This window comes from Luteimonas fraxinea (assembly GCF_021233355.1).
Lineage (GTDB): Bacteria > Pseudomonadota > Gammaproteobacteria > Xanthomonadales > Xanthomonadaceae > Luteimonas > Luteimonas fraxinea.
Map to the genome: position 1 here is coordinate 3,076,096 of NZ_CP089507.1, position 17,157 is coordinate 3,093,252.

Here is a 17,157-nt window from a genome sequence, read left to right on the forward strand (position 1 = left end):
GGGCATTGAATGAATGGGCGCCGGCTCAGACCACGCGGGCGCGCAGCAGGTCCTGGATGTTCAGCGCCCCGACCACCCGGCGTTCGCCATCGACGACCGGCAGCATGGTGATCTTGCGGGTTTCCATCAGGCGCGCCGCCTCGACCGCGAGCGCATCGGCGGCGATCGCGATCGGATCGCGGGTCATCACGTCGGCGATCCGCGCGTCGCGGACGTCGATGGCGGGATCGGTCAGCGTGCGGCGCAGGTCGCCGTCGGTGTAGAGGCCGATCAGGCGCTGGGCCTCGTCGACGACCACGGTCATGCCCAGACGCTTGCGGCTCATTTCCAGCAGCGCGTCGGCCAGCGAGGCGTCGGCGGCCACGGTCGGAATCTCGCCGCCGCCATGCATGACGTCGCGGATGTGCAGCAACAGGCGGCGGCCGAGGGCGCCGGCCGGGTGCGAGCGGGCGAAGTCGTCGGCGGTGAAGCCGCGCGCCTCCAGTAGCGCGACGGCCAGCGCATCGCCCATCGCGAGAGACGCCGTCGTGCTCGCGGTCGGTGCCAGCGCCAGCGGACAGGCTTCGGCCGGCACGCTGATGTCGAGGTGGATGTCGGCGGCCATGGCCATCGTCGACGTGGAGCGTCCGGTCACCGCGATCAGCGCATTGCCTTGGCGCTTGAGCACCGGCAGCAGCATCAGGATCTCGTCGGACTCGCCCGAATACGACAGCGCCAGCACGACGTCGGCGTCGGTGATCATGCCCAAGTCGCCGTGGCCGGCTTCGCCCGGGTGCACGTAGAAGGCCGGGGTGCCGGTCGATGCGAAGGTTGCGGCGATCTTGCGGGCGACATGGCCGGACTTGCCCATGCCCATGCAGACCACGCGGCCGCGGCATTCGAGGATGCGCGCGCAGGCGGCGGAGAATTCGCCGTCCAGCCGCGCGGCCACCGTCTGCAGACCTTCGACCTCGACCGCGAAGACGCGTCGTCCGCTGGCCGCGAAATCGGACCCGGCAGCGGCAACTTCACGGGGGTGGTCGACCATATCCGGCACAGGGCTTTTCCGTTAGGCTAAGCCGTTCATTTTATGCGCTTTCCGGCGTGAATGCCCCGCGACAGGCGGCGTCGGCGATGACGGCTCATCCGCGCTTCACGCAGCGGTCGCAGCGACGTTCACGGCCCGGCAGCGCGGCCACAGGACCCGATTCTTGGACACCCAGACCATCACCGACCTCATCCAGCAGGGTCTGCCCGACGCCGTGGTGCACGTGCAGGGCGACGACGGCGTGCACTTCGAGGCGCTGGTCGTCTCGCCCGCATTCGCCGGCAAGCTGCCGCTGGCGCGTCACCGCATGGTGTATGCGACGCTCGGCGCGCTGATGGGTCGCGAGATCCACGCGCTCGCACTCAACACGAAGACGCCCGACGAACACGCGGCTGCCGGCGCAGGGCAGGGCTGATGGACAAGATCATCGTCACCGGCGGCGCGACGCTGCAGGGCGAAGTGCGCATTTCCGGCGCCAAGAACGCCGTGCTGCCGATCCTGTGCGCGACCCTGCTCGCCGATGCACCGGTCGAAGTCACCAACGTGCCGCATCTGCACGACGTGCTGACGACGACCAAGCTCCTGTCGGGTCTGGGCGCGGGCGTGGAGCACGACGTCGAGAACGGGCGCGTCACCGTCGATCCGCGCAGCGTGACCAGCCATGTCGCACCGTACGAACTCGTGCGCACGATGCGCGCCTCGATCCTCGTGCTCGGCCCGTTGCTGGCCAAGTACGGCGCGGCGGAAGTTTCGCTGCCGGGTGGCTGCGCGATCGGTGCGCGTCCGGTGGATCTGCACATCAAGGCGCTCGAAGCGCTGGGCGCGACGATCACCGTCGAACACGGTTTCATCCGCGCGCAGGCCGAGCGTCTGCGCGGTGGCCACGTGGTGTTCGAAACGATCAGCGTCGGCGCAACCGAGAACGTGCTGATGGCGGCGACGCTCGCCGATGGCACGACGCTGATCGACAACGCCGCGCGCGAGCCGGAGATCGTCGATCTGGCCGAATGTCTGATCGCGATGGGCGCCGACATCCGCGGCGCCGGCACCTCGCGCATCGAAGTGCGCGGCGTCGAGCGTCTGCATGGCGCCACGCATGCCGTCGTCGCCGACCGCATCGAGACCGGCACCTTCCTCGTGGCCGCGGCGATGACCGGCGGTCGCGTGACCGCAGTGGGTGCGCGTCCGGACACGCTGGGCGCGGTGATCGAACGCCTGCGCCATGCCGGCGCGACGGTCGAGATCGACTGCGACCGCATCACCGTCGACATGCAGGGCCGTCGCCCGCGCGCGATCGACATCGTCACCGCGCCGCACCCCGGGTTTCCGACCGACATGCAGGCGCAGTTCATGGCGATGAACTGTGTCGCCGAAGGCACCGGCACGATCGACGAGACGATCTTCGAGAACCGTTTCATGCACGTCAGCGAGCTGATGCGCCTGGGCGCGGAGATCGACATCGACGGCCCGCGCGCCAGCGTGCACGGCGTCGAGCGTCTCAGTGGCGCGCCGGTGATGGCGACCGATCTGCGCGCATCGGCGTCGCTGATCCTCGCCGGCCTGGTGGCCGACGGCGACACGACGATCGACCGCATCTATCACCTCGATCGCGGTTACGAGCACATCGAACGCAAGCTCTCGGGGCTCGGTGCGCGCATCCGGCGGGTGAAGTAGGCCATGGCGTTCAGGGGCCGGTTGTCAAACCGCCGCATCGCGCTGTTCGCGACGATCGCGGTGGTGCTGCTCGCGCTGGGCTGGATGCGCTACACCAATGCCGCGGCGCTCAGCGGCATGCCGTTCAAGGAGATGGACTGGAACGAGGACGGCGAACTGACCCGCGGCGAAGTGCTGCAGGGCTTCTTCACCGTCACTGCGGTGCGCACGCAGGAAGGCAGCCGCAGCTGTGTCGACTACCGCCGGCGCGGCTCGGCCGAATCGATCCGGGTGGAGTGCAGGACCGAAACCGCGCCCTGAGGCGCGGTCGCCGGAACCCACAAAAAAGGCCCCGCGATGCGGGGCCTTTTGCTTGATGCGATGCGCGGATCAGTTGACCGATTGCAGACGCATGTCGATGTGGTCCTTGCCGTCGCGACGCTGCAGCAGGCGCGCCGGCACCGGCATGTCGTCGACGATCCACGCGATGATCTCGCGGCGTCCGTCAGTACGCACGACCTTGGTGGCTTCCATCGAACGACCGCCGACGGTCACCTGTTCGGTGCCCTGGCGTTCGAACAGCTGGCGCTTCGCGCGGCCGTCTTCGACCAGGCGGTAGCGCAGCGGCGACTTGCCGGCCTGCACGTCACGCACCAGCACGAGGTTCATCAGCATGCCGTCGAGATCGCCGGTCTGCAGCTTCACCGGTCCGCCCTGTCCGTCACGCACGTCGCCGGCGAAACGGGCCTCGCCCGCGTTCCAGTCGTACGTGGTGTTGAGTTCGCGGTTCTTCATCAGCATCGCCGCAAGGCCGGATTCGCCGCGCTGCGAGTCGCTGCTCGACACCGGACGCCACTGCTCGCCGTTCGCTTCGAAGGTCGTCGTCTGCTCCAGACGCGCGCCAGCGCCCGCGACCTGCAGGCCGTACTTCCAGCGGTTGCCGCCTTCCTGCGCGAGATTCATGTTCGCCTGCGCGCGCATGCCCATGTAGTTGGCCTGGTAGGTCGCGGTGAACGGCTCGATCGCCATCGCGGGCAGCGCAGCGAAGGCCAACAGCGCAGCGCCGGTAGCGGTCAGCAGTCGGGTCATGGGGGCTCGTGTCTTCATTGTGGTGCTCCTTGGTATTCGACCAGGCGCAGGTCCACCGCGTCCTCGCCATCTTCGCGTTGCAGGATCCGGACCGGCGTCGGTACGCCGTCCGCGACCCAGATGATCATCTCGTCGTTGCCGCCGTTGGTTCGTGAAACGCGCAACGCCGAATAACTGATGTCGCCGACCTGCACGAGCTCCGGCTCGGCGGCCGCCTGGTAGGCGTACTGGCGCACGCGGCCGCCGTCGACGAAGCGGTACTGCAGTGTCGCGTTCGGCGCGGCATCGCGCATCACTGCCAGATTGATCAGCAGCGCGCTCATGTCGCCGGGTTGCAGCGGTACCGGATCGCGGCGACGCTTGCTCAGATCGCCGGTCCAGCGTGCGACATTGTTGGCCCAGTCGTAGACGCCCTCGACCTTGCGGTTGAAGAACACCGCAGCCTTGCGCGTCGTGCTCTGGCGCAGCGGGCGGTAGACGGTGCCGACCACGTCGAACAGCGTGTCCTGTTCCAGATTCAGACCGAGGATGCCGGCGAAACCGCGGTTGCCACGGATGCCCAGATCCACCTGCCACTGCGCGCCCTGCGGTTGCAGGCGCATTGTCGCCGTGCCGGCCTGCTTGCCCTGGTACCAGGCGTCGTAGGTCGCGACGAACGGCTCCAGCCCGGCACCGCGCGCGGCCGTGGGCCACGCGACGATCAGCAGGGCGGTCGCGAACAGGGAGAGGAGGGCGCGCATAGGACGGGCATCATGCGAAGCAATCAGTGGCTGCCAGCTGAAGCGGCGCGGCGGCGCGTTGGCCGTCGACATGAACGCCGTCTTCATGCAGCCGCACGCGACCGGCGGCGATCCAGCGCAAGGTCTCCCGTAGCAGGGAATGTTCGCGGCCCAGGACGCGTGCCGACAGCGTCCCGGCATCGTCGCCGGGCAGCACCGGCACCCGCGCCTGCGCGATGACCGGGCCACCGTCGAGCTCGGCGGTCACGTAATGCACGCTGGCGCCGTGTTCCGGCACGCCGGCATCGAGCGCGCGCTGGTGCGTGTGCAGGCCCTTGAAGTCGGGCAGCAGCGAAGGATGGATGTTGATCATCCTGCCGGCGCGCGCGGTCATGACCTCGGCGCCGATCAGACGCATATAACCGGCGCAGACGATCAGGTCGGGCCCTGCGGCATCGAGGGCGCCGAACAGCGCGGCGTCGTGCGCGGCGCGGTCGGCGAAATCGCGCGGTCGGATCGCATGCGCCTGCAGGCCGGCGTCGCGGGCGCGCACCAGCGCCTGTGCGTCCTTGCGGTCGGACCAGGCGCCGATGACTTCGGCGTCCAGCGTGCCGGCCGCGATCGCATCGAGGATCGCCTGCAGATTGCTGCCGCGGCCCGAGGCCAGCACCGCCAGTCGCATCGTCATCGGCGTGCGCCCGCGACGTCGAACAGAGCACGTGTGTCGGGGCGCTGCAGGATCACCAGCGTGGCGATGCCCAGCGCGGTGCCGAGCGGCACATGCAGGCAGAGCAGCGCGGCGACGGTCGTGCACAGGCCGGTGCGCGTATGCCGCAGCAGATGCAGGCCGGACCAGATGCACAGCACGCCGCCGATCAGCGAGCCGATGGTCAGCACCCCGAAGACCGCGATCGTCGCCTTGCCGACGGGATCGGTGAAGCCTTCGGCGGCTTCCTGGGTGAAGCCGAACACCAGAATGATGCCGAAGACCACGGCGCCGGCGAGCGAAAGCGCGCCGAGGATGTGATGCAGCACGCCGAGCGTGCGCAGCTGGCTGGACGCTGCGGCAGGCGACACCGGCACGCGCAACGCCGGCGATGCAGTCGCCGGCGGCGCGTATGGAGACGCGGGTTCGGATCCGGCCGACACGGCGCCTGAATCAGCTGATGCGGACGCGATCGCCGTCGCGGGCTTCGATCACTTCGCCGATCGTCCAGTGGGCGAGCTCCAGACCATCGAGCGCGGTGCCGAACGCGGCCACGCTGTCTGCCGGCACCACCAGCACGAAGCCGATGCCGCAGTTGAACGTGCGCCACATCTCGTGATCGGCGACCGCGCCTTCTCGCTGCAGCCACTCGAACACCGGCGGCTGCGGCCACGATTTCGCGTCAATAGTCAGGCCGAGGCCATCCGGAATCACGCGGATGATGTTTTCGGTCAGGCCGCCGCCGGTGACGTGGGCCATCGCGTGCAGCTGCGGGCCAAGATCGCTGCGCAGCAGTTCCAGCACTGGCTTCACGTACAGCGTGGTCGGCGCCATCAGCGCGTCGACCAGATTCACGCCGCCGACTTCGATGTCGGTCGGGCGGCCGGCGCGTTCGAAGATGCGGCGGATCAGCGAATAGCCGTTGGAGTGCGGGCCGCTGGACGCGATGCCGACCAGCACGTCGCCGGCCTGCACCTTGCTGCCGTCGCGCAGTTCGGATTTCTCGACCGCGCCGACGGTGAAGCCGGCCAGGTCGTACTCGCCGATGCCGTACATGTCCGGCATCTCGGCCGTTTCGCCGCCGATCAACGCGCAGCCCGACAGTTCGCAGCCGCGGGCAATACCGCCGATCACGGACGCGGTGGTGTCGATGTCGAGCTTGCCGGTGGCGAAATAGTCGAGGAAGAACAGCGGCTCGGCGCCCTGCACCAGCACGTCGTTGACGCACATCGCGACCAGATCGATGCCGATCGTGTCGTGGCGGCCGAACTGCTGGGCCAGCTTGAGCTTGGTGCCCACGCCGTCGGTGCCGGAGACCAGCACCGGTTCGCGGTACTTGCCCGAGAGGTCGAACAGCGCGCCGAAACCGCCCAGGCCACCCATGACCTCGGGCCGGAAGCTGCGCTTGACCAGCGGCTTGATGCGTTCGACGAGTGCGTTGCCTGCGTCGATATCGACGCCTGCATCGCGGTAGGTCAGGGGAGTGGGAGCAGTCACGGCAGCCGTCGCAAGGCGGGAAGACCGCGGATTTTAGCAGCCGCCCGGCTCGCAGTCGTGGCCTGTGCATCGGCGTCGCCACGGACCGTCCGCATCGTTTATGGCACCATCGCGCCTCGATGACGCCCCGATCCAGGACTTGCCGGATGCACCGCCCGAAGCGCTCGTTCAACATGATGACGTGGCTGCTGGCCGCGCTGCTGGGCACGTTCGCCGTGTCGGGAACCGCTTCCGCGCAGCGCGTGGAAGGCGACCGGGCCGCGGCCGTCGGCCTGTATGCGGCTGAAATTCCGGTGCGCAGCCAGAGCGAATCCGAGCGCGAGGCCGGCTTCACCCGCGCGCTGGCGCAGGTGCTCGGCAAGCTGTCGGGCGACCGCAACGCGGCCCAGCGCCCGGGCGTGTCGCAGGAACTCCGCCGCGCGGCCCAGTACGTCGAGGGCTATGATTACCGCCAGGACGAGGGCGTGTCCTCGCGCGGCTCGCCGACCTTCACCACCACGCTGGTCGTGCGCTTCCGCCAGGACGATGTGGACGCCGTTGCCGGCGCGCTGGGCCTGCCGGTGTGGCCGGATCCGCGGCCCAAGCCGGTGATGTGGCTGGCGATCGACGACGGCTCCGGCCCGCGTCTCGTCGCGCTGCAGCAGAACAACGTGGCCCGCCCGACGCTGCAGCGTGCGATCGAGCGCGGCTACCGCCTCGGCCTGCCGACCGGCAACGCCGCCGAGCAGGCCGCAGTGGGTGCGATCTGGCGCGGTGACACCGCTTCCGTCGCGCGCATCTCGTCGCGCTACAACCCGCCGATGCAGCTGATCGGCAAGCTCTACCGCGACGGCGCCGGCTGGAAGGCCGACTGGATTTTCGTCGACAGCGGCCGCGTGCTCGCGCGCTGGAGCGAGACCGGCGCCGATGCCCGTCGCACGCTGGCCAGCGGCGCCGACGGCGCAGCCGATGCATTGACCAAGCGTTATGCGCGTACCAGCCCGACCGGTGCGCCGTCGACGCAGGCGATCGTATTCTCCGGCATCAACAGCAGCGCCGACTACGTGAAGCTGTCCGCGCAACTTCAGCGCATGTCGGTGGTGCGCGGCATCCGTCCGGTCCGGGCGACGCCGCTGGGGCTGGAAGTGCAGCTCGATCTGCTCACCGGCCTGACCGGCTTCCGCCGCATGGCCGACGAGAACGTGTTCGTGGAAGCCGACGGCAACATCGAGGGCGTCACGCCCGTGTTCCATCTGCGTTGATCCCTTCTTCGCTGTACCGCACGGACCGCCACCGATGATCCAGACCGACCCCGCGAACGCCGACATCGCGCGTTTCCTCAAGCGCCTGCAATGGGGTCTGGTGGCGTTCGCCGTCGGCTACGTGATCTGGCTGCTCGGCCCGATCCTGACGCCGTTCGTGCTGGCGCTGCTGCTCGGCTGGCTCGGCGATCCGCTGGTCGATCGCCTCGAGCGTCGCGGCCGGTCGCGTGCGGTCGCGGTGACGCTGGTGTTCCTGTTGATGACGCTGCTGCTGGCGCTGGTGCTGATCATCCTGGTGCCGATGATCGAGCGGCAGATCGTCACCCTGATCGACAGCCTGCCGCAGTACCGCGACTGGCTGCTCGGCACCGCGCTGCCTTGGATCGAGCAGCGCACCGGCTACGAAGTGATGTCGTGGCTGGACACCGACCGCCTGATCGAACTGATTCGCGGCCACTGGCAGCAGGCCGGCGGCGTCGCGGCGACGGTGCTGGCCTATGCATCGCGTTCGGGCTTTGCGATCCTCGCGCTGGTCATCAATCTGGTGCTGGTGCCGATCCTAGCGTTCTACTTCATGCGCGACTGGGATCTGCTGGTCGAGCGCGTGGCCGCGCTCATCCCGCGCGACCATATCGACACCGCGACCCGCCTCGCACGCGAAACCAGCGAATCGCTGGGTGGCTTCCTGCGCGGCCAGTTCCTGGTGATGCTGGGACAGGGCGCGATCTATGCGGTCGGCATGTCGATCGTCGGCCTGCGTCTGGGCCTGCTGATCGGCATGGTCGCCGGCCTGATCAGTTTCATTCCGTATCTCGGCGCGACCGTCGGCATCCTGCTCGCGCTGATCGCGGCCATCGTGCAGGCGCAGGGCTTCGACTGGCAGCTGCTGATCCTGATCGGCGTGGTGTTCACGATCGGCCAGCTGGTCGAGAGCTACGTGCTGACGCCGCGTCTGGTCGGTGATCGCATCGGCCTGCATCCGGTCGCGGTGATCTTCGCCGTGCTCGCGGGCGGCCAGCTGTTCGGCTTCCTCGGCATGCTGCTGGCGCTGCCGGTGGCCGCGGTCGTCAACGTGCTGCTGCGCTACGCGCACGAGCGCTACACGCACAGCCGCCTGTACGCCGGCGACAAGCCGGACATCGAAATCGCAGGTGCGGCGACGTCGCAGCGTCCGGTGATCATCGTGACCGACACCAAGGGTCTGGACGGCGAGCGTTGAGTCCGGCATGAGTGGTCCATCGCCCCAGCTGCCGCTGGCGCTCCGGTATCCGCCGGACCAGCGGCTCGAAACCTTCGTCGCCGACGATGCCGCGTTGCTGCCGCAGCTGCGCGACTTCGCGCTGGCCGGCGTGCGCCGCGGGCTCTACGTTGAAGGCGCCTCGGGCACCGGCAAGACCCACCTCGCGATCGCGCTGTGCGCGGAAGCCGACCGGCTCGGCCGGCGCGCCGTGTACCTGCCGCTGCGCGGCATTGCCGGTCGCCTGCGCGACGCCGCGCAGGCACTCGATGGTCATGATCTGGTCGCGATCGACGACGTCGATGCGATCGCCGGCGACCGCGACGACGAGGTCGCGCTGTTCGATCTGCACAACCGGCTGCACGACGCCGGACGCGCGGTGTTCTACACCGCGTCAGCGTCTCCGGACGCGCTGGCACTCGGCCTGCCGGATCTGCGCTCGCGACTCGGCCAGTGCATCCGCGTGCCGCTGCCGGTGCTCGACGACGCCGGCCGCCACGACCTGCTGCGTCTGCGCGCCGAACGTCGCGGCCTGCAGGTCGACGCCGCGACGATCGACTGGCTGCTGCGCCGCCATGATCGCGATCTCCCGGCGCTCACCGCGCTGCTGGATCGTCTCGATCACGCCTCACTCGCCTCACAGCGACGGCTGACCGTGCCGTTCGTGCGGCAGGTACTGGCGCTCGACTGAGCGCGCGACTGGCGAAAGCCTCTCCAGGACGCTCCCGCGAAAACACTCAACCCAAGGTTGCATCCAGCTGCGCCAGCCGCTCGGGCGTGCCGACATCTGTCCAGCGCCCCGGATGATGCGCGCCGGTCACGCGATCGTTCGTCATCGCCGCGCGCAGCAACGGCGCGAGCTTGAATCGCGGCGGTTCCAGATGGACGCCAGGCACGCTGCCAATGATGTCGCGCCAGTCGTGCAGCAGGGCAGGGCGATAGACGCCGATCCCCGAGAACGTCAGCTTCGACGCGCCATCGCTGCGCACGTCCGCGCCGTCCAGTGCGAAATCGCCTGCGGAGTTGTGCGCGGGATTGTCGACCAGCACCAGATGCGCATCGCCCTCCGGCTCGGCCGGCAGCCGCGCGAAGTCGTAATCGCTCCAGATGTCGCCGTTGACCGCGATGAAGGGCGCGTCGTCCAGCAGGCGCAGCGCGTGCAACATGCCGCCGCCGGTTTCGAGTGGTGGCGCGCCTTCGTGCGAATAGTGCAGCCGCAGTCCCCAGCGGCTGCCGTCGCCGAGCGCGGGTTCGAAGCGGTCGGCGAGCCAGGACACGTTGACCACGACATCGCGCACGCAGAGCGCGGCGAGCTTTTCCAGATGCCAGACGATCAGCGGCTTGCCGCCAGCCGCCAGCAGCGGCTTGGGTGTGGTGTCGGTCAGCGGCCGCATGCGTTCGCCCAGACCCGCAGCGAAGATCAGGGCCTGGCGGTGGCGGGCAGGTGCAGGCGCGTTCGACACGGCGGATCCAGCAGGGCGGGCGCGACAGCGTAACCGTCAGCCGCAGTGCCGGCGAGCCGGCCCGCGGCTGAACGTCGGCGGCGCGTTGCCAGGTGTGCGGCGCATGCCTGGCGCATCATCGAGCGCATCTTCGCAATCGTGCATTCGCAGGAGCCCATCATGGTCTCGACCGTCCGCCGCCGTCTTCGCATCGCAGCAGCGCTGCTCGCGGCGTTCGCACTCGCCGCCTGCGGGACCTTTCCGCGCACCACCGACGCCGAGAAGTACGCGCTCTACGACGCGCATGCCGGCGCAGCGGTCGATCATTTCCGCTACTTCGGTTCGATCAACGGCTGGACGCCGCTCGGCGATTCGGCGCTCGCGGTGTGGACGCGGCCGAGCGAGGCCTGGCTGCTGGATCTGTCGGGCACCTGCCAGGATCTCACGTTCACTCCGGCGATCGGGCTGACGAGCCGCATGAATCGCGTCAATGCGCGATTCGACAAGGTGCTGGTGCGCAGTCGCGGGTCGATCAGCATGCCGTGCCACATCCAGCAGATCCGTCCGCTGGACATCAAGGCGATCCGCGCCGCAGAGAAGCGCAATCCCGAAGGCGCGCCTTCGATGGATCAGGCGTCGGACGCGGGCACGTAACCGGCCACGGTGCCGGTCTGACGTTCGAACAGGTACTTGCGCATCTCGCCTTCGATGAAGGCGCGGTGCTTGGGATCCAGCGGCGACAGTCGGTTCTCGTTGATCAGCATGGTCTGGTGCGCCAGCCAGCGCGCCCAGGCCGGCTTGCCGATCTCGGCGAAGACCTGCTTGCCGAGTTCGCCGGGCCAGGGGATGAAATCCAGTCCGTCGGTTTCGGTCTGGTCGTGGACGCAGAAGACGCGTCGGCTCATGGTCAATCCTCCAGGGCGATGCGCGGCGCGAGCAGCAGCGTGCGGATCGGGGCGGGAATGCCGAGCGTCGCGAGTTCGTCGCGTGCCACCCAGCGCAGTCGGTCATTGTCGCCCACGCGGTGACGGGCCGGGAGGCCCGACCAGTGCAGCGGTCGCAGGCGCAGTTTGAAATGGGTGAAACCGTGCTGCACCGGCAACAGGCGCTGCGGCGTATCGAGATCCACAGCATCGATGAGGCCGGGTGCGTGCATGCGCAGCCAGTCGACCGCGCGCGCATCGTCTTCAGCCTGCGGCAGCGACCACAGCGCCGCCCAGATGCCGGTCGGCGGGCGCTTCTCCAGCAGCACGCGGCCCTTTGCGTCTTCGAGCAGCAGCAAGCTGGCTTCGCGCTCGGGTAGGGCCTTGGTGGGCCGCGGCGTCGGCAGTTCGTCGACGCGGCCCTGCGCGAACGCGGCGCAGTCTTCGTTGACCGGGCACAGCAGACACGCGGGGTTGTGGCGCGTGCACAGCGTCGCGCCGAAATCCATCTGCGCCTGGGTGTAGTCGGCCAGCCGCGTGTCCGGCAGCAGCGTTTCGGCAATCGCCCACAACTGTTTTTCGATCTTCGGTTGCGCAGGCCAGCCATCGACCGCGTGGCGGCGCGCGAGTACGCGTTTGACGTTGCCGTCGAGGATCGGAAACGGATCTCCCCAGGCCTGCGACAGGATCGCGCCCGCCGTGCTGCGGCCGATGCCTGGCAGGGCGAGCAGGGCATCGAGATCGCGTGGCAGATCGCCATCGTGCAGTTCGACGCAGCGCTGCGCCGCGGCGTGCAGATTGCGCGCGCGGGCGTAGTAGCCGAGGCCCGACCACAGCGCGAGGACGGTGTCCTGCGGCGCGTCGGCAAGTGCGCGCACGTCGGACAACGCGTCGACGAAACGCTCGAAGTAGGGAATGACGACCCGCACCTGGGTCTGCTGCAGCATGATTTCCGACAGCCACACGCGATACGGCGTGCGCGGGTGCTGCCACGGCAGATCGTGCCGACCATGCACGTCGAACCACGCCAGCAGACGCGCCGCGTAATCGGTGCGTGCGATCACGGCGGCGTTTCTCCGCTGCCGTCGTCGAAGGTAATCTCGACGCCTTCCAGCACCGCACCGGAGACTTCGACGCGATCGGCGGTCAGCTGTCCGCGCAGGGGCGGCAGGGGTGAGCCAGCGGAGAGCGCATCGAACCAGCCGAGCATCGCCGCGATCCGCGCCTCGCCATCGAAGCGCGCATGTTCGTGTTCGAGCTGTAGTGCGATCGGCGCCGATGCATCCGCCGGACCGTCATAGCGCAGCGCGAATGGCAGCGGCTGCGTCGAGTCCGACAGCGGCGGCGGCAGCGCCGGCCATGCCGCCGGCCATGCCGCCGGCCACTGTGCGATGCGGCCATCGAGCGCGAGGGTGAGTCGATCGCCGAGTGCGACGCGTCCGCCGGCGACAAGATCCGGCACCACGCCCTCGCCGCGTAGGGCGATGCCCATCGGCGCAAATCCCAGCACGTTGCCGTCGCCGCCCACGTGCAGCGCACCGTGCAGGCCGAGTACGAACGGCAACGCGTCGGCGGCATCGGCGCCCTGCCAGCCCGCATCAACGGCGATGCGCAGCGGCGACAGCGCGAAGCCGGGCATGTCGGCGTCGATGCGTGTGGCATCGGCCTGCAGCGTGGTGTCGAGCCGGCCGGCTGTATGCACCACCGCGAGCGTGCCGCGCGCCTGTAACTCGCGTGCATCGACTGCGCGATCCGCGTGCACGCGTAGCCGGAACGGCGCCTGCAGCGCATCGAGATGCACGGTGCCGCCGACCAGTGCGTCGAGCGACCGGTCGGCATGCAGCGACGGCAGGTCCAGCGCGAGTCCATCGATGCGCCAGCCATCACCGTCGAGGCGGCCGCGCACGATGCGTACGCCGTTGGTGATCGTCGGCACCTTGCCGTCGCCCGGCGGACGCGCATCGAGCCAGCGCAACAGCGACGGCAGATGCAGGCGCGGTGCATCCAGTCCGACGCGGCTGATTTCGAGATCGGCGCCGCGGCTGCGGATGGTCTTCCACGGCAGCGACAGCAGCATGCGGTCCGCATGCAGCATCGGCACGTCGGACGTGGCCGATCCGGTCGCGGCGATGCTGACATCGCGCACCACCAGCTGCGGCGTGCCGCGCAGGCGGTACTCGACATCGCCTTCGAACGTGATGCGCAGGCCGAGCGTGGGTTCGAGGCGTGCCAGTACCAGGCGCAGAGCGCGTTCGGGCGGTAGCAGCACCTGCACCAGCAGCGCGGCGGCGATCGACAGCACCAGCGCGATCAGCAGCAGGCGCAGCCAGCGCAGGCGCCGCGGCGCCGATGGCTCGGGCGCCGGAGTGGGGTTGCTCACGCCCCCAGCGTCTCCGGCAGCATCGCGTCGACGAAGGATTCGGCGTCGAACACGCGCAGATCTTCGGGGCGCTCGCCGATACCGGCGAAGCGGATCGGAATGCCGAACTCGCGTGCCAGCGCGAACACCACGCCGCCCTTGGCGGTGCCGTCGAGCTTGGTCACGACCAGGCCGGTGACCTGCGCCGCGGCATTGAACTGGCGCAGCTGCGACAGCGCGTTCTGTCCGGTGGTGCCGTCGATGACCATCAGCACTTCGTGCGGCGCGGTCGGGTCGATCTTGCCGAGCACGCGGCGGATCTTGCCGAGCTCGGCCATCAGGCCCTGCTGCGTGTGCAGGCGGCCGGCAGTGTCGGCGATCAGGATGCCGGTGCCGCGCGACTTCGCTGCCTGCAGCGCATCGAAGGCGACCGCGGCCGGATCGGCGTCCTGGCCCTGGGCGACGACGGGCACGCCATTGCGTTCGCCCCAGGCCTTGAGCTGCGACACCGCAGCGGCGCGGAAGGTATCGCCGGCCGCGAGCATCAGCGCGTGGCCTTCATCCTTGTAGCGCTTTGCGAGCTTGCCGATCGTCGTGGTCTTGCCGACGCCGTTGACGCCGACGGTCAGGATCACGAAGGGCTTCGCGTTCGTGTCGATGACCAGCGGTTTCGCGACCGGCTCGAGCATCGCGATGAGGTCACCGCGCAGCGCCTTGAGCAGATCGTTGGCATCGACGAACGCGCGCGCCTTCATGCGTTTGCGCAAGGACTCGACCAGTTCGGTGCTCGCGGCGACGCCGACGTCGGCGGTCAGCAGCGCAGTTTCGATCTCGTCGAGCAGATCTTCATCGAGCTTTGGATTACGCGAGAACAGGCCACCGAAACTCTTGGCGAACGTGCTGCCGCCCAGACGCTCGCGCCAGCCGGACTTGCCGGGCGCGGCGGCGGGCATGGTGCTGGCGAACACGTAGTCGGCCAGTGCCGCAGCGGGATCGACGAACGCGGGCGGAGGAGGCGCAGGTGCGGGCGTCGCAACGGGTTCGGGAACGACCGGTGCGATCTCCGTCGCCGGCAACGCCGCATCGGCGGGCAGCCGCCCGGCATCGAGCGTCTGCAGCGGTGTCGCGATCGGATCGACGCCCTGCGTATCAGGGGCAGCAGTCGGCGCAGGCGGCGGAACCACAGGCGGCTGCGCAGGCGCCGGCGCGGGCGCAGCGGGCGGCGCGAACGCAGCAGCGATCTCGTCGGCGCTGAGGCGGCGTCGGCCGCTGTCGGCCTCGGGCTTGTCGGAAGGTTTGTCGCGCTTGAACCAGCTGACCATGCGGCCTTCGTAGCCTGGATGGGGGAGAATGGCGCGCATGGTATCACCCGACTTTCAGCGGCCCCGCGCGGGCGAACACGCATGAAGACCCCTCGTAGCGGCGGCTCGGGCAGGTCGTCACCGAACGTCAACCGCAACACCGGACCGGGCCGGGTGCGCATCGTCGGCGGCCGCTGGCGCGGCACGCGACTGGAGGTGCCCGACGTCGCCGGCCTGCGCCCGACCCCGGACCGGGTGCGCGAAACCCTGTTCAACTGGCTGCTGCCGGTGCTGCCCGGCGCGCGCGTGCTCGATCTGTTCGCCGGCACCGGTGCGCTCGGGCTGGAGGCGGTCTCGCGCGGCGCGGCCAGCGCGGTGCTGGTCGAACGCGACCTCGGACTCGCCGCAGCCCTGACCGCAACTGCGGCGCGCCTGTCCGGCAGCGACGTGGTCTCGGTCCAGCGCGGCGATGCGGTGTCGATGGCAGGCGCATTGCCGGCCGGCAGCATCGACATCGCGTTCGTCGATCCGCCGTTCGCCGCCGACCTGTGGGCGCAGGCCTTCGCCGCGCTCGCACCGGCGCTGGCGGCGGACGCCTGGCTGTACGTCGAATCGATGGCAGAACGGCCCGCGCAACCCGGGCCCGGCTGGCAACTGCACCGTGAGCTGGCGACCCGCGAAGCGCACTGCGCGCTGTACCGGCGCGCCGGCTGATCGCCGCACGCGCCGCTGCTACACTTGCCGCCCGCGCCACGTTCCATCCGATTCCTTCGACAGCGAACGCAAGCCATGAGTGCGAGCCGCCACCGCATCGCGGTCTATCCCGGGACCTTCGATCCGATCACCAACGGCCACGTCGACCTCGTCGACCGTGCCGCGCCGCTGTTCGAGAAACTGATCGTCGGCATCGCCGAAAGTCCGGCCAAGCGCCCGGCGATGACGCTCGAAGAGCGCGTCGAACTGGCCCGCGTCGCGACCGCCCACCACACCAATGTCGAGGTCATCGGCTTCGACTCGCTGCTCGCGCATTTCGTGCACGAAGTCGGCGCCGGTGTGCTGCTGCGCGGTCTGCGCGCGGTGTCGGATTTCGAATACGAATTCCAGCTCGCCAGCATGAACCGGCATCTGATTCCGGATGTCGAAACGCTGTTCCTCACGCCGGCCGAGCAGTACGGCTTCATCTCCTCCACGCTGGTGCGCGAGATCTCGCGTCTCGGCGGTGACGTGTCGGGCTTCGTGCCCGCCGCTGTCGATCGCGCATTGCGCAAACACTCGCAACGCTGACGTTGCCCATCAAACACCAGAGAAAAGAAGAGGGAATCCCATGAAGTCCATCACCCGCGCAATGCTGATCGCCTGCCTCGTCCTGCCGGTCATCGCCTGTGGCAAGAAGGAAGAGCCGCAGCAGGTCGAAGCCGCGCCGGTCGCGGTGCCCACCACCGAGGACAAGACGGCGTGGAACGCCTATCTCAACGATGTGGCCGGCCGTCACATGGAAGGCGTCAACAACTCGCCCTACGTCTATCTGGTGCCGCCGGCGCCCGCGCCTGCTGCCGATGCGCCGCCCGCAGAGGCCACGACCGCCGACGGTGATCCGACGCTGTCGACGCCGGTCGACGGCGCGTACGAGCGTCTGCTCGAGAAGGCCGAGCAGGACGTTTCCCGCGGCATCACCCGCGGCAACCTGCTGATCTTCGCGGGCCTGGATTCGGCGCGCACCGCCGATCTGACCGTTGCCTCGTTCGCCAAGGTCGGCGCTGGCACCATGAACGGCGTGCGCGTGCTGTTCATCGGCAGCGCAGCGGACAGCGAGCGCGTCAAGGCCGTCGTCGAGCCGACCGGTTCGCAGTACGTGTTCATCGACAACGCAGGCTGATCCAGCGCTTCGGCGGCGGGCGGCACGTCCAGCCCGCCGCTCCCCGACAACGCCACCGCGCGCAGGCCCGGTGGCGTTGTCGTATCT

Annotated in this window: 21 protein-coding genes; 10 read left to right on the forward strand and 11 right to left on the reverse strand. The window is 69.1% G+C overall.

Annotation, left to right across the window (positions count from 1 at the left end):
- Positions 1-25 precede the first annotated feature (25 nt).
- The gene (locus LU699_RS13820; RefSeq protein WP_232137045.1) at positions 26-1,027 is read right to left on the reverse strand and encodes a KpsF/GutQ family sugar-phosphate isomerase; all 1,002 of its coding nucleotides are present in this window, start codon (positions 1,025-1,027) and stop codon (positions 26-28) included.
- Positions 1,028-1,190: 163 nt separating this feature from the next.
- Here LU699_RS13820 and LU699_RS13825 point away from each other — a divergent pair, with 163 nt between their 5' ends.
- Genes LU699_RS13825 through LU699_RS13835 form a run of 3 tightly spaced genes read left to right on the forward strand, consistent with a single transcriptional unit; the run spans position 1,191 to position 3,001 of the window.
- A complete protein-coding gene (locus LU699_RS13825; RefSeq protein ID WP_232137043.1) occupies positions 1,191-1,442 on the forward strand; it encodes a BolA family protein in 252 nt (83 codons plus the stop codon).
- Positions 1,442-2,701 (forward strand): UDP-N-acetylglucosamine 1-carboxyvinyltransferase, encoded by a 1,260-nt coding sequence (murA, locus tag LU699_RS13830; RefSeq protein WP_232137041.1) that lies wholly within the window; start codon positions 1,442-1,444, stop codon positions 2,699-2,701. The genes LU699_RS13825 and murA overlap by 1 nt, the downstream gene beginning before the upstream one ends.
- Positions 2,702-2,704: 3 nt before the next feature.
- Positions 2,705-3,001: a hypothetical protein gene (locus tag LU699_RS13835; protein ID WP_232137039.1), complete on the forward strand. Its 297-nt coding sequence runs from the start codon at positions 2,705-2,707 to the stop codon at positions 2,999-3,001.
- Between the two features lie 69 nt (positions 3,002-3,070).
- Here the strand turns inward: LU699_RS13835 and LU699_RS13840 are convergent, their stop codons facing one another.
- Genes LU699_RS13840 through purM form a run of 5 tightly spaced genes read right to left on the reverse strand, consistent with a single transcriptional unit; the run spans position 3,071 to position 6,691 of the window.
- On the reverse strand, positions 3,071-3,769 hold the full coding sequence (locus LU699_RS13840) for a DUF3108 domain-containing protein (RefSeq protein ID WP_232137037.1): 699 nt from the start codon (positions 3,767-3,769) through the stop codon (positions 3,071-3,073).
- Positions 3,770-3,783: 14 nt separating this feature from the next.
- On the reverse strand, positions 3,784-4,596 hold the full coding sequence (locus LU699_RS13845) for a DUF3108 domain-containing protein (RefSeq protein ID WP_425491221.1): 813 nt from the start codon (positions 4,594-4,596) through the stop codon (positions 3,784-3,786).
- Complete coding sequence (gene purN / locus LU699_RS13850) at positions 4,520-5,176, reverse strand: phosphoribosylglycinamide formyltransferase (RefSeq protein WP_232137033.1); 657 nt, start codon at positions 5,174-5,176, stop codon at positions 4,520-4,522. Before purN ends, LU699_RS13845 begins: the two co-directional genes overlap by 77 nt.
- Positions 5,173-5,637 (reverse strand): hypothetical protein, encoded by a 465-nt coding sequence (locus LU699_RS13855; protein WP_232137031.1) that lies wholly within the window; start codon positions 5,635-5,637, stop codon positions 5,173-5,175. Before LU699_RS13855 ends, purN begins: the two co-directional genes overlap by 4 nt.
- Before the next feature lie 10 nt (positions 5,638-5,647).
- Positions 5,648-6,691, reverse strand: a complete 1,044-nt coding sequence (gene purM, locus LU699_RS13860) for a phosphoribosylformylglycinamidine cyclo-ligase (RefSeq protein ID WP_232137029.1) — start codon at positions 6,689-6,691, stop codon at positions 5,648-5,650.
- Positions 6,692-6,837: 146 nt separating this feature from the next.
- On the opposite strand from purM, the gene LU699_RS13865 reads away from it, so the two are divergent.
- Genes LU699_RS13865 through hda form a run of 3 tightly spaced genes read left to right on the forward strand, consistent with a single transcriptional unit; the run spans position 6,838 to position 9,860 of the window.
- The gene (locus LU699_RS13865) at positions 6,838-7,932 is read left to right on the forward strand and encodes a DUF2066 domain-containing protein (RefSeq protein WP_232137027.1); all 1,095 of its coding nucleotides are present in this window, start codon (positions 6,838-6,840) and stop codon (positions 7,930-7,932) included.
- 34 nt (positions 7,933-7,966) lie between these two features.
- Complete coding sequence (locus tag LU699_RS13870; protein ID WP_232137026.1) at positions 7,967-9,151, forward strand: AI-2E family transporter; 1,185 nt, start codon at positions 7,967-7,969, stop codon at positions 9,149-9,151.
- Between the two features lie 7 nt (positions 9,152-9,158).
- Complete coding sequence (hda, locus tag LU699_RS13875; protein ID WP_232137025.1) at positions 9,159-9,860, forward strand: DnaA regulatory inactivator Hda; 702 nt, start codon at positions 9,159-9,161, stop codon at positions 9,858-9,860.
- A 46-nt stretch (positions 9,861-9,906) separates the two neighbouring features.
- On the opposite strand, the gene murU is transcribed toward hda, so the two are convergent.
- Positions 9,907-10,632 (reverse strand): N-acetylmuramate alpha-1-phosphate uridylyltransferase MurU, encoded by a 726-nt coding sequence (gene murU, locus LU699_RS13880; protein ID WP_269781277.1) that lies wholly within the window; start codon positions 10,630-10,632, stop codon positions 9,907-9,909.
- A gap of 159 nt (positions 10,633-10,791) precedes the next feature.
- On the opposite strand from murU, the gene LU699_RS13885 reads away from it, so the two are divergent.
- Positions 10,792-11,265 carry a DUF6491 family protein gene (locus tag LU699_RS13885; protein WP_232137024.1) on the forward strand — a complete coding sequence of 158 codons (474 nt, stop codon included), beginning with the start codon at positions 10,792-10,794 and terminating at the stop codon, positions 11,263-11,265.
- On the opposite strand, the gene LU699_RS13890 is transcribed toward LU699_RS13885, so the two are convergent.
- Genes LU699_RS13890 through ftsY form a run of 4 tightly spaced genes read right to left on the reverse strand, consistent with a single transcriptional unit; the run spans position 11,241 to position 15,215 of the window.
- Positions 11,241-11,516, reverse strand: a complete 276-nt coding sequence (locus LU699_RS13890) for an oxidative damage protection protein (protein ID WP_232137023.1) — start codon at positions 11,514-11,516, stop codon at positions 11,241-11,243. The genes LU699_RS13885 and LU699_RS13890 overlap by 25 nt on opposite strands.
- A 2-nt stretch (positions 11,517-11,518) precedes the next feature.
- On the reverse strand, positions 11,519-12,598 hold the full coding sequence (gene mutY, locus LU699_RS13895; RefSeq protein WP_232137022.1) for an A/G-specific adenine glycosylase: 1,080 nt from the start codon (positions 12,596-12,598) through the stop codon (positions 11,519-11,521).
- A complete protein-coding gene (locus LU699_RS13900) occupies positions 12,595-13,914 on the reverse strand; it encodes an AsmA family protein (RefSeq protein WP_232580213.1) in 1,320 nt (439 codons plus the stop codon). The genes mutY and LU699_RS13900 overlap by 4 nt, the downstream gene beginning before the upstream one ends.
- Entirely contained in the window at positions 13,911-15,215 is a 1,305-nt protein-coding gene (ftsY, locus tag LU699_RS13905) for a signal recognition particle-docking protein FtsY (protein ID WP_232137367.1), read from the reverse strand. Before ftsY ends, LU699_RS13900 begins: the two co-directional genes overlap by 4 nt.
- Positions 15,216-15,296: 81 nt before the next feature.
- Between ftsY and rsmD the strand changes: the two genes are divergently transcribed.
- The 3 genes from rsmD to LU699_RS13920 all read left to right on the forward strand — a co-directional run bounded on the left by rsmD (position 15,297) and on the right by LU699_RS13920 (position 17,070).
- Entirely contained in the window at positions 15,297-15,908 is a 612-nt protein-coding gene (gene rsmD / locus LU699_RS13910; RefSeq protein ID WP_232137020.1) for a 16S rRNA (guanine(966)-N(2))-methyltransferase RsmD, read from the forward strand.
- A 75-nt stretch (positions 15,909-15,983) separates the two neighbouring features.
- Positions 15,984-16,478, forward strand: coding sequence for a pantetheine-phosphate adenylyltransferase (coaD, locus tag LU699_RS13915; RefSeq protein WP_232137019.1), 495 nt, complete (start codon positions 15,984-15,986; stop codon positions 16,476-16,478).
- Between the two features lie 40 nt (positions 16,479-16,518).
- Positions 16,519-17,070, forward strand: coding sequence for a hypothetical protein (locus LU699_RS13920; protein WP_232137018.1), 552 nt, complete (start codon positions 16,519-16,521; stop codon positions 17,068-17,070).
- Positions 17,071-17,157 lie beyond the last annotated feature (87 nt).